The 14,744-nt window shown below is 41.3% G+C and carries 11 protein-coding genes, 2 tRNA genes and 3 rRNA genes; 5 read left to right on the top strand and 11 right to left on the bottom strand.

The window, feature by feature from the left end; genetic code table 11:
• Position 1: 1 nt before the first annotated feature.
• The 4 genes from H6799_01505 to H6799_01490 all read right to left on the bottom strand — a co-directional run bounded on the left by H6799_01505 (position 2) and on the right by H6799_01490 (position 4,457).
• Entirely contained in the window at positions 2-619 is a 618-nt protein-coding gene (locus H6799_01505; protein USN97748.1) for an alpha/beta hydrolase, read from the bottom strand.
• A 64-nt stretch (positions 620-683) separates the two neighbouring features.
• Entirely contained in the window at positions 684-1,430 is a 747-nt protein-coding gene (locus H6799_01500; protein USN97747.1) for a hypothetical protein, read from the bottom strand.
• Positions 1,431-1,490: 60 nt separating this feature from the next.
• Positions 1,491-3,278 (bottom strand): translation initiation factor IF-2, encoded by a 1,788-nt coding sequence (locus tag H6799_01495; protein ID USN97746.1) that lies wholly within the window; start codon positions 3,276-3,278, stop codon positions 1,491-1,493.
• 60 nt (positions 3,279-3,338) lie between these two features.
• A complete protein-coding gene (locus H6799_01490) occupies positions 3,339-4,457 on the bottom strand; it encodes a S1 RNA-binding domain-containing protein (GenBank protein USN97745.1) in 1,119 nt (372 codons plus the stop codon).
• Between the two features lie 204 nt (positions 4,458-4,661).
• Here H6799_01490 and prfA point away from each other — a divergent pair, with 204 nt between their 5' ends.
• Genes prfA through H6799_01475 form a run of 3 tightly spaced genes read left to right on the top strand, consistent with a single transcriptional unit; the run spans position 4,662 to position 7,031 of the window.
• Complete coding sequence (prfA, locus tag H6799_01485) at positions 4,662-5,729, top strand: peptide chain release factor 1 (GenBank protein ID USN97744.1); 1,068 nt, start codon at positions 4,662-4,664, stop codon at positions 5,727-5,729.
• Entirely contained in the window at positions 5,722-6,552 is an 831-nt protein-coding gene (locus H6799_01480) for a peptide chain release factor N(5)-glutamine methyltransferase (protein USN97743.1), read from the top strand. The genes prfA and H6799_01480 overlap by 8 nt, the downstream gene beginning before the upstream one ends.
• A gap of 11 nt (positions 6,553-6,563) precedes the next feature.
• Complete coding sequence (locus tag H6799_01475) at positions 6,564-7,031, top strand: hypothetical protein (GenBank protein ID USN97742.1); 468 nt, start codon at positions 6,564-6,566, stop codon at positions 7,029-7,031.
• A 5-nt stretch (positions 7,032-7,036) separates the two neighbouring features.
• On the opposite strand, the gene H6799_01470 is transcribed toward H6799_01475, so the two are convergent.
• The 6 genes from H6799_01470 to H6799_01445 form a co-directional block, all read right to left on the bottom strand.
• Complete coding sequence (locus tag H6799_01470) at positions 7,037-7,447, bottom strand: hypothetical protein (GenBank protein ID USN97741.1); 411 nt, start codon at positions 7,445-7,447, stop codon at positions 7,037-7,039.
• Positions 7,448-7,465: 18 nt separating this feature from the next.
• Entirely contained in the window at positions 7,466-7,669 is a 204-nt protein-coding gene (locus H6799_01465; GenBank protein USN97740.1) for a hypothetical protein, read from the bottom strand.
• 294 nt (positions 7,670-7,963) lie between these two features.
• Positions 7,964-8,071, bottom strand: a 5S ribosomal RNA gene (gene rrf, locus H6799_01460).
• 244 nt (positions 8,072-8,315) lie between these two features.
• A 23S ribosomal RNA gene (locus H6799_01455) occupies positions 8,316-11,322 on the bottom strand.
• Positions 11,323-11,747: 425 nt separating this feature from the next.
• A tRNA-Ile gene (locus tag H6799_01450) sits at positions 11,748-11,824 on the bottom strand.
• 60 nt (positions 11,825-11,884) lie between these two features.
• Positions 11,885-11,961: transfer RNA gene (locus H6799_01445), tRNA-Ala, on the bottom strand.
• 97 nt (positions 11,962-12,058) lie between these two features.
• Here H6799_01445 and H6799_01440 point away from each other — a divergent pair.
• Complete coding sequence (locus tag H6799_01440) at positions 12,059-12,310, top strand: hypothetical protein (protein ID USN97739.1); 252 nt, start codon at positions 12,059-12,061, stop codon at positions 12,308-12,310.
• 1 nt (position 12,311) lies between these two features.
• A complete protein-coding gene (locus H6799_01435) occupies positions 12,312-12,665 on the top strand; it encodes a methyltransferase domain-containing protein (protein USN97738.1) in 354 nt (117 codons plus the stop codon).
• A gap of 415 nt (positions 12,666-13,080) precedes the next feature.
• On the opposite strand, the gene H6799_01430 is transcribed toward H6799_01435, so the two are convergent.
• Positions 13,081-14,556, bottom strand: a 16S ribosomal RNA gene (locus H6799_01430).
• Together the 16S, 23S and 5S rRNA genes with 2 tRNA genes alongside form the textbook arrangement of a ribosomal RNA operon.
• Positions 14,557-14,744 lie beyond the last annotated feature (188 nt).

Below are 14,744 nucleotides of genomic sequence, written 5' to 3'. Positions count from 1 at the left end.
TTTATATATCTTCCAATATTCTCATTAGCTCAGGGAATGTTGATCCATATAGTCCATTTCCTAATGGATAATCAGGATCCATATTATTGTTTGTTACAAAATGGCCTAATCCATTTAAGTTTACTAACTCGGCTTGAGGTAAGGCAGCCCTTATCTCGTCTATAGCTTCAGGTACCCCACCGCCCAAATCATCTTTAGAGTTAACTATTACAATGTCTGCCACTCTTTGACCAAGAGTTTTATCTATAGAAAATTTAGAGAAACTACCATCCTCAACTCTTCTACCGAGCCAAGGCGCGACCAGCACTAAACTACCAAGACCTACACTCCGCTGCGAACTTAACCATCTTAAGTATGCTGCGCATCCCAAACTATGGGCAATCATTGCAGTTCTCTGAAGACCTTTGCCATGACAAACACCGTTTATTTGTCTTAACCAATCACTATAGTCAGGCTTCAATAAAGTTTTTGGTTTGAGAGAAAAAGCTTCAACTCCATTGTTTTTTAAAGTATCTGCAAGCCAACCTAGCCAGTTTGCTCTGCTCGGATCATAACCAGGTAAGCCTAATCTTACTGGACTAGGCTTACCATGTAATATGACTGCTCTTTCGATATCCATACACCACATTATAGCTCTGCCGCAAGAGAGAATCGAGCATAAGCTCCATTGAACTACTTATAGCTTAAGCAGCAGGGGCAACCGGAGGTTGCTGATCCATTGGAGGTTGAACAGGAGGCTGTGCCATTGGCTTAGTTTGCTCAGGAGCTGCCATCTGAGGCTGCGGTGCCGACTGACCAACATTATTTTGAGGACCCATAACAGCTTCAATGATTCTAGGGACGTTATTTCTAACCTCCGTCATTAACTTGTTGAGTTCAGCCGCTACCACATTCCTATAAGCTGGGAAGTTTCTTTGCAGCCAGTTCATAGCTGCAAAATCCCTAACTCTAGCAGGATCAGTTAAATACGGAGCTAATTGTTGATTTTGAGCCCATCCAGGCACATTAACATCAAGCCACCTTCTTGCATTTGCATTGGCAGTCTCTTCAGAAGTTATCACCTGTCCACTATCAGGATCACTCAGTGGCATAAAGCCTTCAAACTCTTGAAGTTGATGCTCTTGAAGGTTCTTATAAATCTCCATTCCAACATTGGTCTCCAGAGTCTTCTTCATTTGAGCAATCATGCCCTGACGCTCTTCAACGGGAAGTACCCCTAAGCCAACTTCTTGCAAAAACTGATCATCAAGTTGAGGCATGGGAGCTGGTTGCTGAGCCCCTACTTGAGGTTGAGCTACAGGAACTGCTCCAGGTTGAGGTGACACTGGGGGTATAGGAACTGATTGCTGCCCATTAGCAGCAGCCGGATTTGGTTGTATCGGTTGTACTGGCTGTACTTGTTGAGGTTGCCCACCTGTAATTGGATCCATAATAATTTCTTTCCCTAGATAAAATTAAACTTTAATACGCTTAAGTATATCAGAATATACTTATAGTGTCTTCTCTATTACTTCTCTCTTATAAACTTCAAGCCTATCTTCTTCAAGAACTTTTAACTTACCATCTTCTACTTTAAGTTTAAGCCCACACATTGTCCCAGTTTGGACTTCTTTAACTTCTTGGTTCTTTTGCTGTACAGAAGTTATCTCAACATCTGCGACCTCTTCTTCACCTCTATAGATTTTTGTTCTATAACCTGCCTGAATACTTCCTTTTGTTACCTCACCCCCACACACAACTTCCTCGTCAGTAGTTCTAAACACGCCTTTTACTAAAAGACGTCCCATCGGTGTATCTTTAATCTCCGGCTCGAGCAAATCACTCAAATTAGACTTAACATCATCAATTAGCTCATAAATAATCTTGTATTCTTTTATTTTTACTCCATTATTTTGAGCCATTCTTTTAATCTCTTGAGGAGCATTTACATGGAAACAGTAGATAGTAGCTCTGCTCGAAGAAGCTAGCATTAAGTCACTTTCCGTTACATCACCAACCCCTGAGCCAATTACCTTAGCTTCAACCTCTCCAGTTGCTACCAACTGAATACTGTCAATTACCGACTTAAGTGATCCTGCCACATCAGCTTTTACAATAACTGGCATTACAGAAAGCTCATTTCTGTGGCTCATTACCCGAAGCAACTCTTCGCTATTCATACTTAAAGATTTTGTTGCTTGAGTAGCATTTTCAGCGGCTTTTCTTGCCTCTTTATCATTCTTTGCAGAATATAAAGTCTCCCCAAAATCAGGTAAAGACTTTAGGCCACTAATTTGCACTGGAGTAGTTGGTCCAGCATTCTTAATATCTTCACCTTTCCAATCTTTTAAGATTCTTGCTTTACCATAACTTGATCCAATAACAATACTGTCTCCCTGACTTAAGCTACCCTTAGTAATTAAAACTTTTACTAGCGGTCCGACTCCTTTTGCCATATGAGTTTCAATCACCAAACCTCGAGCTCCTTCGGAGTAATCTGCTTTTAACTCCTCTACATCAGAGACTAAAAAAATCATATCTAAAAGAGCATCAACTCCTTCACCTGTTTTTGCAGAAAGCTCGACAACAACAGTATCCCCTCCCCATTCTTCAGGAGTCAATCCAGCATTCACTAAATCTTGTTTTACTTTTGATAAATCAGCATCTGGTTTATCGATCTTAGTAATCGCAACAATTAACTTTACACCTTCTTCTTTAGCAAATCTTATTGCTTCAGATGTTTGAGGTTTTACCCCGTCATCTGCTGCAACCACAATAACTGCGATATCAGTTAAAGCTGCTCCATGCTGCCTTAGAGCACTAAACGCCTCGTGACCTGGAGTGTCTAAAAATGTCATCAATCGATCTTTGTGTTTTGCCTGATAGGATGCAATGTGCTGAGTAATCCCACCAGCTTCGCCTTCCGCTACTTTTAAACCTAAGATCTTATCTAGCAAAGTTGTTTTACCATGATCAACATGACCCATAATAGCAACTACTGGAGGTCGCAACCGCCAGTCACCAGAGCTTTCGTCTATTTTCTCTTCAGCACTTTCTTTTTCTTTAAGTACTTTTTTCTCTTCTTTTGGAGCAACTATTACTACGCTGAGTTGAAGCTCATCTATAATAATCTGAGCTGTATCAACATCAATTCTTTGATTTATAGTAGCTGCTATCCCATTTTTAAACAACTCACCAATCAGCCTTGTAACTGGTAATTCTAAAAGCTCAGCAAGTTCACCTACAGTAATGTTGCCAGCAATTTCTATCTCTCTTCTTTTTGTATTGTCTTCACTCATATTTGCTGACCTCTTACTGTTTAAACTTAACCTCTGCTTCTATAGACTCTTCCTCTTGATCTACTCTTCTTCAGACTTCTCTTTAGATTTAGAAGCGCTAGATTTTTCTTTTTTATTAGCCAAAGACCCAGGAAGCCCTAAGAACATTCTTCGAGTTTCATTATTAATATCGATAATTTCAAACTCTTGCTCAGAATCGAGCTTAAAGACTTGCTCCGGTTCGCTTCCTTCACCGTCTCCAACTTCAGAAATATGTACAAGTGCCTCAACAGATGGAGTTACCTGCACAAAAGCACCAAATGGAGTAATTCTTGTGACTTTTGCTTTAACAACATCACCAATCTTAAATCCACTTACTTCATCTTCCCATGGATCTTTGCTCATCTGCTTTAAGCTTAATCCTAGTCGATTGTTCTCAAGTGAAATAACTTTCAGCTCTACTTCATCACCAACTTTTACAACATCTTCTGGAGATGCCACCCTCTTCCAAGAAAGCTCAGAGATATGGACCATTCCTTCAGCTCCATCTGTTTCAACAAAAGCACCATACTCAACAATGCCAGTAATTTTTGCTTTAACAACATCACCAATCTTAAAGTTTTCTAAACTTGCACTAGCAGTTTTATCATTAGCCTCACGCTCGGAGAAAATCAACTTATTTTCATCGCGATCAAATGCAATAACTTTAACCTGCATAGGCTTACCAATAAGAGACTTAATACTATCAGCAATTGCTGACTTATCCTGACTTCCAGACAATTTAGGATAATTACTTGCAGAAAGCTGACTTACTGGTAAGAAGCCTTTAGCTCCATCAAGATCAACAAGAAGACCACCTTTGTTGCAGTCTACAGGTACAACTTCGATAACAGTTCCATCTTTAAAAGCCTCTTCAACTACAGCCCATCCCTTATCTCTGTGAGCTCGTCTTACGCTCATTAAAACTTGACCACTATCACCGTCAGCATCCATGACCATAGCCTCAATTTCATCACCAAGTTCAAAGCTCTTACCAAAACCAAGCTCTCTTCTAGGTACCACGCCTAGTCCGTAAGGACCAAGATCTAAACTTAGTCTTTTTCCTCTTACATCAATTACTTTTGCTGTTATAATCTGTCCATCCTTCAAAGGTTCAACCGAAGTTGATCCAGAAAGAAGTTCATCCATTGTTTTTGCCATAAGGCTTTTCTCCTAAACTTATACAAAATTCTTAAGCAGTCCTGATACTAAAGATCAGTCGAAGTAAATCTACCGTTATTTTTTATCCCAAAAGATATTTAAATTTCAGCTTCTTACGATTTATTTCGAGAAAATTAAACCAAACCTAAGCTTTGCGTAATTAACTATAATTCTACCAAAACAGTGGTATAATTAGCAAACAAGATGACTGAAGCACAGATATTAAAATACAAATCTTACCGAGAAGAATTAGAGAACTTAAAAACAGAACTCTCTTCTCCCGACGCGTTTAACGACCCGAAAATTTCACAAAAAAACCGTCGTTTAAGTGAGCTAGAAGAAATAGTGACATGTTTTTCGGATATAGAAGAGACTGAGAAACAAATTCAAGAAGCCGAAGAAATAATTCAGTCAAAAGATAGCGAACTATCAGAAATGGCTCGACAAGAAAAGTTAGATCTAGAAGAAAAACTTACTAACCTAAGTAATCAACTAAGACTACTGCTTGTCCCAAAAGATCCAAATGATTCTAAAAACGCTATTATCGAAGTTCGGGCTGGCGCTGGCGGAGATGAAGCTAGTCTATTCGCCTCAGAGTTAGTCAGAATGTATTTACGTTGGTGTGAAAATAATAATTTAAAAGCTGAACTAATTTCTTCAACTCCTTCAGAATCCGGCGGAATTAAAGACTCATCAATTGAAGTCAAAGGAGTAGATGCATACGGAAAGTTAAAATTCGAAGCCGGAGTCCACCGAGTACAAAGAATTCCAGTTACAGAGTCTGCCGGAAGAATACATACTTCTACGGCAACTGTCGCAATAATGCCAGAAGCTGAAGAAACTGACATTGAGATAAAACAATCAGACTTAAGAATAGACGTTTTTAGAAGTAGCGGAAACGGTGGTCAGAGCGTAAACACCACCGACTCTGCAGTTAGAATAACATACTTGCCTACTGGATTAGTTGTCACTTGCCAAGACGAAAAATCACAAATCAAAAATAAAGATAAAGCCATGAAAGTGCTTAGATCTCGCCTTTTACAAATAAAACTAGACCAAGAACAATCAGAGCTTAGCTCAAAAAGAAGAGAGCTTATTGGGTCAGGTGACAGAAGTGAAAAAATTAGAACCTATAACTTTCCTCAGGATAGAGTTACAGACCATAGAATTGGTTATAGTCGCAGTAATATTCAAGGTTTCATGGACGGCGATGTAGATGATCTCTTCACAAAACTAAAAGAAGCCGAAGTAGAACTTATCGAAAATGAGTAAAAAAATAACCCTTGAAGAGTGGCTCATAAAAGCACGTGCGTCTACCTTAAAAAGCAATCCTCACGCACCAGAACAGATAGCTGGAAAAATTCTTAAACTTAATAAAACTCAAATTACTAGCAAAAGTAGTGAAATATTCTTAACAAATAAAAACAAACTAAAACTAGATAATTTACTCGGTAAATTACTTGCTGGAAGGCCTCTTGCTACAGTTCTCCACTCTACCCAGTTTCATAATATAAATCTCAAAGTAAACAAGCGAGTACTATCTCCAAGAGCAGAGACTGAAGATCTAGTAGAATACGCCATAAAAAACATACCTAAAAACTCAAAAGTTTTTGATATTGGCACAGGAACTGGAGCAATTGGTCTAAGCCTTGCAAAAGCTCGTCCCGATCTTAAAGTAACTCTTACAGACATTAGTAATAAAACGCTAAACTTAACAAAACTAAATGCTCGAATTAACAATACTACCACTGTAAAGTACAAAAAAACCAACCTGATCAAAAATATTGATCAAAAAGATTTAAAAGAATCATTTTTTTTAGCTAACTTACCATATGTAAATAAGAATTGGCCAGATATTAAAAATAAAAGACTAAAACATGAGCCCCACTCTGCTCTTTTTGCTGGCGATAATGGACTACAAATTATAAAAAACTTTTTAAACCAATTAACTAATCAAGAGATAATTACTAAAAACAATTGGGTTTTATTAGAGCACGACCCCAAACAATATAATGACTTAAAAAACTTCTGTAAAAAACTTAGTTTAACAACAAAACAAATCTCCAACTTTATAACTCTAGTTGAACTAGCTTAATATAAAAATATATGAGCTTTAACAATCTTCTTTTAAAACTAAAAAAAGACTTTCCAGAGACAACTTTTGAAGCAGGAGATCACTTCTCTTGGAACTCAGACTCTAAAAAAATAACTTATACTGAGTCAAAGAATAACTCAGAACTGAGCGAGAATAAACTTGCCAATAAGCTTTTACACGAAGTAGCTCATGCAGAGCTAAACCATTTTGACTACCAATCCGATGCCGAACTACTCAAAATAGAATCTTCCGCTTGGCACTTAACCAAAGAACTCTGCAAAAAATACAAAATAAAGTTTAACCAAAGCGAACAAGAAGAAGCACTATCTAGTTACATCAATTGGGCTAGCTCACGCTCAGAATGTCCCAAATGTCGAAAAAACGGTCTCCAGACCGCTGTTAATGCATATGTTTGCCCGAACTGTTCACACAAATGGAACGTCGGCAAATCCCGTTTTACCAGAACCTACCGACATTAAAGAATCTACAAATATGTTCCAGGTGAAGATTGTCCAGCATCTTCTTGTCCACGTTTGAAACTTCCTTTTTCTAAAGCCATCTCTGACCCAAAGTTAGCTATACTTACGGCTTGACCCATATACTCAGCCGTGGGACATGAATGATCTGTACCTGGACCTGGACAACCACTCCATTGAGCCAAACTGGCTAGTACGCTTAGCTCCGCTAAAGCATTCGCCTCAGCATACCCTGGACCACTGATCACTCCTCTAGCAGCTTTCTCATGAGCAAGTACTATTCCAGCACCTATACCCACTATATTCCTGCATGGTTTATCTCCCTTACATAATTGAGGGAATTCATCTGAAATACCAAGGAAATCACCCTTAGGAGTAAGTTTTTGAAGAGCTTTTTTAGCTTTTTTTGATGAGCCCATTATTATTTTATAGCTAATTTAAGCTACTTTCTTTTTTCCACGTCTTGAGACTGCTCCGCCAGCTTTTCCAGCTTTAGCAGCTAGAGCTGGGTTAGCAGCAAAACCTTTTTTAACACCCTTTACCTTACCGCCGTTAGCACCGATCTCAGCGTAAAAATTCTTACCGTATCGCTCTAAGTTTGTTTTTTTTGCTCTTGCAGCACCTGCTTTTGTTCCTGCCATAATATTAAATTAAATCTCTCACTTTATTAACTTTTTATCCTAGAGTCTAAAACAAAAAAGAGGGCAGCCCGCAATGAATAAATTCATTTTAGACTACCCTCAAAAGAGTTTTAACACTCTAGATAACAAAAACTTAATTCAGATAAACTTTAAGATAACTTAAAACTAACTGAGTTTTTGTATCTACATTACATTCTATCAAACATAAGCAATAATGTCAACCCTTTTAGTACATATAGTTTTTAATAAACTTAAAAAAAGAAAAAAGGAGCCCGTTAGGACTCCTTTTTTATAATTCGGCACCGTGCTACTTTCCCCCGAAGGAGTATCATCGCCGCTACTGGGCTTAGCTTCTGAGTTCGGAATGGTATCAGGCGTTTCCCCAGCGCCATGGGCACCGATCACAACTCTACAATTTTTTAAATAAAATTGAAGAATTCTGACTAATGACCATGGTCTTTTTAGTTTTTGTTAATTAAATTAAATTATTGATGATGAATTCTATTAAACAAAACTGATTAGATGTACTAATAAAGTAGCTACAATATCACTACACTGCCTGCTAAAACTTAAGAAGTTAACTTTAAATTTCCAGCAGATCAAATCACGATGAATAAATCCAAAAATGATCTGGTCTGCATGGTTCATAAAAGCTCAATGGACCTATTAGTATATGTAGGCTCAACATGTCGCCATGCTTTCACCGCATACCTATCAACCAGATGGTCTTTCTGGGGCCTCATAGGGAACTGTAATCTTGAATGCGGCTTCGCGCTTAATATGCTTTCAGCGCTTATCCGTTCCGAACTTAGCTACTCAGCAATGCCGTTGGTACGACAACTGACACACCAGAGGTTCGTCCACCCCGGTCCTCTCGTACTAGGGGCAGCTATTCTCACAATTCCTACTCGTCCACACCGGATATAAACCGAACTGTCTCACGACGTTCTTAACCCAGCTCGCGTACCACTTTAATCGGCGAACAGCCGAACCCTTGGGAGGGGCTCCCCCCCCAGGATGTGATGAGCCGACATCGAGGTGCCAAACAGCGCCGTCAATGTGGACTATTGGGCGCTATAAGCCTGTTATCCCCGGGGTAACTTTTATCCGTAAGCTCTGCCGCTACCACGCGCTAATGAGAATAAATTCTCAAGACAGAGGACAACTAACTCCGACTTTCGTCCCTGTTTGACTTGTTGGTCTCACAGTCAAGCCGGCTTATGCGTTTGCACTATCACTACGATTTCCATCCGTAGTTAGCCGACCTTTGAACGCCTCCGCTACTCTTTGGGAGGCAACCGCCCCAGTTAAACTACCCACCATACACGGTCTCCTAACCGGATAACGGTCAGGGTGAGAATAAAATCACAACAAGGGTGGTATTTCACTGGCGCCTCCACAAATGCTAGCGCATCTGCTTCAAAGGCTCCCACCTATGCTACACATGTTGTAACCCGATTCAATGTAAAGTTGTAGTAAAGCTCCACGGGGTCTTCTCGTCCTGGTGCGGACAGACGGCATCTTTACCGCCAATGCACTTTCACCGAGATCTTGGTTGAGACAGTGTCCAGATCGTTACTCCATTCGTGCGGGTCGGAACTTACCCGACAAGGAATTTCGCTACCTTAGGACCCTAATAGTTAAGGCCGCCGTTCACCGGGGCTTCAGTTCAGCGCGTTAACGCGTCCCCTTAACCTTCCGGCACCGGGCAGGAGTCAGCCCCTATACATCCACTTTCGTGTTAGCAGAGACCTGTGTTTTAAATAAACAGTCGCCTGGACTCTTTTGTTGCAACCCAGTTCTTACACTGGGCAGACCTTATCCCGAAGTTACGGTCGCTGTATTGCCGAGTTCCTTAACCAAGATTCTCTCGTACGCCTTAGTCTTCTCGACCTGAGTACCTGTAATGGTTTTGGTACGGGCGGCATATCCCATGCTTTAACAAGCTTTTCTGGGCAGAGTAGCTTTGCTGACTCGCTGCGAGCTCGAAAGCTTACAGCTCGTATTCCTGGCTCGAAAAATCTAACCAGTTAAACGGATATAACCATGAATCCGCTCAAACTACCACTCCGCATACAAGTTAAAAAAGATATACCGGTACGGGAATATTAACCCGTTGTCCATCGCCTACGCTAAACTGCCTCGGCTTAGGCCCGACTAACCCTAGAATGATTACCATAGTCTAGGAAACCTTACTCTTTCGGCGGACAGGATTCTCACCTGTCTTGAAGTTACTCATTCCAACATTCTCACTTGATAGCCCTCCAGCGAACCTCACAGTTCACCTTCAGCGCACTATCAACGCTCCTCTACCACTACAGATAAATCTGTAATCCATGTCTTCGGTATAATACTTTAGCCCCGTTACATTTTCCGCCCAAGATTTCTCGACGAGTGAGCTGTTACGCACTCTTTAAATGAATGGCTGCTTCTAAGCCAACATCCTCGCTGTTTAAGAAATCTCAGTTCGTTTCCCACTTAGTATTAATTTAGGGACCTTAGACGATGGTCTGGGCTGTTTCCCTTTCGAGCGCCGAGCTTAGCCCCGACGTTCTGACTGCCGCGATTTCGCAATTGGTATTCGTAGTTTGGTAAGAGTGGGTACCGTTGCCAGCCCCAGTTCTTTTCAGAGCTCTACCCCCAATTGTTACCACGCGACGCTAGCCCTAAAGCTATTTCGAGGAGAACCAGCTATCTCCCGGTTCGAATGGCATTTCACCGCTAACCACAGCTCATCCAAGCACTCAATACACTGGTTCGGCCCTCCGCATCGTTTTACCGATGCTTCAGCCTGGCCATGGTTAGGTCACCCGGTTTCGGGTCTATTCCATAGTACTTAAATTCGCCCTATTCAGACTCGCTTTCGCTTTGCCTCCGACACATGTCTTAAGCTGCACTATAGAATAACTCGTTGGATCGTTCTACAAAAAGCACGCCGTCACAGAATAAATCTGCTCCGACTCCTTGTAGGCACACAGTTTCAGGGTCTATTTCACTCCCCTCCCGGGGTTCTTTTCACCTTTCCCTCACGGTACTCGTTCACTATCGATCATGTAACATATTTAGCCTTAGGAGGTGGTCCTCCTAGATTCAGTCAGGGTTTCACGTGTCCCGACCTACTTAAGAAAATACAAATGATTTCAAAATCTAAATTTTAAATACGAGGCTTTCACTCTCTATGGCCAAGCTTTCCAGCTTGTTCTTCTAAATATATTTTTACTCTCACAGTCTAAATGGTAGTAGACTTCACAAACAAAAACTCTCTGATAAATCAAAGAATTTTTGCTTGATTATGTATAATCTTGCAACCCCTTATAGACATTCGTCTACCAACTTATTTCGTCTACTAATAGATTAACAGACGAAAAGTCTAAAAGGTTTGGGCTATTCCACTTTCGCTCGCCACTACTCACGGAATCGTTGATTACTTTATTTTCCTCGCGCTACTTAGATGTTTCAGTTCACGCGGTTCCCTCTAACTACCTTATATATTCAGGCAGAAGTATCCTGGCATGACCCAGGATGGGTTGCCCCATTCGGAGATCTTGGGATCGAAACTTATTGTCAGCTCCCCCAAGCTTATCGCAGACTATCGCGTCCTTCATCGGTGTTACATATCAAGGCATCCTCTGTGTGCCCTTAAAAAAGCTTTTATGCTAGTTCAAAGTAACTTCTAAATTTTAAAACAGGCAGTGCATTGATATCGTTTAAATTTTACTTTAAAAAACACCTGTCAGCCTGTTTAATAGAATCATCACCAAATTGTTAATTTGCATTGAACTTAAGCTACCTTGGCTAGAGATCTTGAGGCAGTTGGACCGTCGCTAAAGCTACTTATCGCTATAATCGGTGGACCAAAAACCTACTCCCTATTGGCTGCAAAAGCTCAAATCAAAATTACCCATTTAAGATCTAGTAATTCTGAGCTGAGCTCTCTAGAAACTTCTTCTAAAACTTATACTAATGTTAAGTTTACCACTTGGCTGCTATCGCTGTAAATATACCAAAAATTAGTTGTCAATCTAACAGCATAAACTAAAAGTTTACTGTTGCTTGCCATCTGAAGTTTAGCGTAGGATGGTGGGGTTACCAGGACTTGAACCTGGGACCTCGTCATTATCAGTGACGCACTCTAACCAGCTGAGCTATAACCCCATTTGTTAAAAAAACCAAACTAAACAATTTGGCCAACCATCCGAAACTTCATGTGTAAGATGGTGGAGGCACAGGGACTCGAACCCTGGACCCCTGCCTTGCAAAGGCAGTGCTCTAGCCAACTGAGCTATGCCCCCATCAATATACATATTTTAACACATAGAATACCTCAGTTACTAGCGTATCTTACTGGAATAACCCTGCTCTTAATGTTAAACTTAAGAAAGATAAAATATGAGTATTAAATCCTTCCTGCTTGGCCTTGTCATAACAGTCTACGGAGTAATTACACTTCAATATAATTACCGTTACACAAACATGTTCAGTCGAAGCGCAAAAATCGAGAACTGGTTTGGCAGCATGTACACCTTCTTTAAACTTACCAGCATTCTCGCCGCCATAATAGGTCTACTAATTGCCTTCGGTCTAGGCGAAGCTTTTGTAAGCCTACTCGTAAAGCCCTTCCAAAACAGCTTCGGGGGATAAGATGAATATTCAAAAAGAGTTCGTCTCTAGAGCAGGAAAAAAATTACAGCATGCTTTAGATGAATTTGAGATTGAAGTAGAGGGTCTAATCTGTGCAGACTTTGGGTGCAATCTCGGAGGGTTCACGGATTGCCTCCTCCAGAACGGAGCTGAGAAGATCTACTCAATAGATACCTCTAAGAACTGCTTGGAATGGAATCTTAGAAATAACCAAAAAATAGTAGTCTTAGAAAAAACCAATGCTATGCATGTGACTCTCCCTGAGGAAGTAGATCTAATAGTATCCGACGTAGCCTGGACTAAACAAGAAAAAATTCTCCCAGCAATTAAGTCAAATCTAAAAAAAATGGATTAGCAATTACACTTATTAAACCCCATTACGAAGCTAAGAGAGAAGAACTATACAGGGGAAAGGTAAATGAAGAAGATCTAAAGAAAATTCTTGATAGGATGAGAGTAGTCTTTGATGAAAACAATTTTGAGCTATTATCTATCACTAAGTCCCCGATTACAGGAAGGTCTGGAAAAAACACAGAGTACCTTGCACTTCTTAAATTAGAACAACAAAAATAACCTTGGAGAGAAGGCTATAAAAGTATAATCATCTAGTTATCGTTTAAAAATTTGGTAGTGCAGCGTCGAATTCTTTGTAAAATTTGATCAATCTTTGGTAACTCATATTATCTGTTTTAGGTAACTGATCAAAAAACCTAAATCGATCAAGAGTTTCCGACCTAGTTTGTCTGTGAGGACAAACATAGTATTCTCCCTAGAAAGGAGGTAATCCATCCGCACCTTCCGGTACGGATACCTTGTTACGACTTAACCCCAGTCATCCCCCCTACCTTAGGCCCACGAATGTGAGACTTCGGGTATTGGTGACTCCCATGGCTTGACGGGCAGTGTGTACAAGACCCGGGAACGTATTCACCGTAGTGTGCTGACCCACGGTTACTAGCGATTCCGACTTCAAGCAGGCGAGTTTCAGCCTGCTATCCGAACTGGGACCGGCTTTGGTGGGATTTGCTCCATCTCGCGATTTCGCTGTTGCCCATTGTACCGGCCATTGTAGCGCGTTTCTAGCCCAGGACATAAGGGCAATAAAGACCAGACGTCATCCCCTCCTTCCTCCCCGTTACCGAGGCAGTCTGCCTAGAAAAATCCAACTAAACATAGGGGTTGCGCTCGTTGCGGGACTTAACCCAACATCTCACGACACGAGCTGACGACGGCCATGCAGCACCTGTCACTGCGTTCCAAAAGGCACATCCATCTTTCGATAGACTTCGCAGGATTTCAAGCCCTGGTAAGGTTCTTCGCTTAGCCTCGAATTAAAGAACACGCTCCACCGCTTGTGCGGGTCCCCGTCAATTCCTTTATGTTTTAAGCTTGCGCTCGTACTACACAGGCGGGATACTTAACGCGTTAGCTTCGCTACCGAAGGGGTCGACACCTCCGAATGCTAGTATCCATCGTTTACGGCGTAGACTACCAGGGTATCTAATCCTGTTTGCTACCTACGCTTTCGTGCCTGAGCGTCAGAAACGGACCAGTAGCCTGCCTTCGCCATTGGTGTTCTTACTAATATCTACGGATATTACTCCTCCACTAATAATTCCAGCTACCTCTTCCGCTCTCTAGCCAAAGCAGTTCAAATAATGTGCGGATGGTTGAGCCACCCTCTTTCACTATTTGCTTACTTAGCCGCCTACGCAACTCTTTACGCCCAATAAATCCGGATAACGCTTGGATCCTACGTGTGACCGCGGCTGCTGGCACGTAGTTAGCCGATCCTTATTCATATGCTACCGTCATAATCTTCACATATAAAAGCGGTTTACAGTCCGAAGACCTTCATCCCGCACGCGGCATTGCTCCATCAGGCTTTCGCCCATTGTGGAAAATTCCCTACTGCTGCCTCCCGTAGGAGTCTGGACCGTGTCTCAGTTCCAGTGTGGCTGATCATCCTCTCAAACCAGCTACTGATCATCGCCTTGGTAAGCCTTTACCTTACCAACTAGCTAATCAGACGCAGACCATTCCCGTGGCGATAAATCTTTTGTCCGTAGACAGTATGCGGTATTAGACACCGTTTCCGATGCTTATCCCTCACCTTGGGGTATGTTTCTACGCGTTACTCACCCGTCCGCCGCTTTCCGCCACCCGAAGGTGGTTTCTCGCACGACTTGCATGTATTAGGCATGCCGCCAGCGTTCATCCTGAGCCAGGATCAAACTCTCCAAAAAAAGAATTTAGATTCTGAATCAATCTGTATATATATTTATTCAAACTCAAAACATTAAAATAGAAATTTTAACGTTGACGCTGCACTACCAAATTTTTAAACTTCTTACCGCTAGAGTAAAAGACGACCGTATAAGGTCATTCTCTTTAAAATCTCGAGGGCACTTCTTACAGCTCACTTCAATTTACT

It is taken from the genome of Candidatus Nomurabacteria bacterium (assembly GCA_023898665.1).
In the GTDB taxonomy this organism is placed as follows: Bacteria; Patescibacteriota; Saccharimonadia; order Saccharimonadales; family HK-STAS-PATE-42; genus HK-STAS-PATE-42.
This window is presented reverse-complemented; position numbering and strand designations above follow the sequence as displayed.

Excerpts from the sequence above, each read along its gene's own strand:
- H6799_01505 (USN97748.1), bottom strand. The coding sequence starts at position 619 with ATGGATATCGAAAGAGCAGTCATATTACATGGTAAGCCTAGTCCAGTA.
- H6799_01490 (USN97745.1), bottom strand. The coding sequence starts at position 4,457 with ATGGCAAAAACAATGGATGAACTTCTTTCTGGATCAACTTCGGTTGAA.
- H6799_01500 (USN97747.1), bottom strand. The coding sequence starts at position 1,430 with ATGGATCCAATTACAGGTGGGCAACCTCAACAAGTACAGCCAGTACAA.
- H6799_01480 (USN97743.1), top strand. The coding sequence starts at position 5,722 with ATGAGTAAAAAAATAACCCTTGAAGAGTGGCTCATAAAAGCACGTGCG.
- H6799_01440 (USN97739.1), top strand. The coding sequence starts at position 12,059 with ATGAGTATTAAATCCTTCCTGCTTGGCCTTGTCATAACAGTCTACGGA.
- H6799_01465 (USN97740.1), bottom strand. The coding sequence starts at position 7,669 with ATGGCAGGAACAAAAGCAGGTGCTGCAAGAGCAAAAAAAACAAACTTA.
- H6799_01470 (USN97741.1), bottom strand. The coding sequence starts at position 7,447 with ATGGGCTCATCAAAAAAAGCTAAAAAAGCTCTTCAAAAACTTACTCCT.
- H6799_01435 (USN97738.1), top strand. The coding sequence starts at position 12,312 with ATGAATATTCAAAAAGAGTTCGTCTCTAGAGCAGGAAAAAAATTACAG.
- H6799_01495 (USN97746.1), bottom strand. The coding sequence starts at position 3,278 with ATGAGTGAAGACAATACAAAAAGAAGAGAGATAGAAATTGCTGGCAAC.
- prfA (USN97744.1), top strand. The coding sequence starts at position 4,662 with ATGACTGAAGCACAGATATTAAAATACAAATCTTACCGAGAAGAATTA.
- H6799_01475 (USN97742.1), top strand. The coding sequence starts at position 6,564 with ATGAGCTTTAACAATCTTCTTTTAAAACTAAAAAAAGACTTTCCAGAG.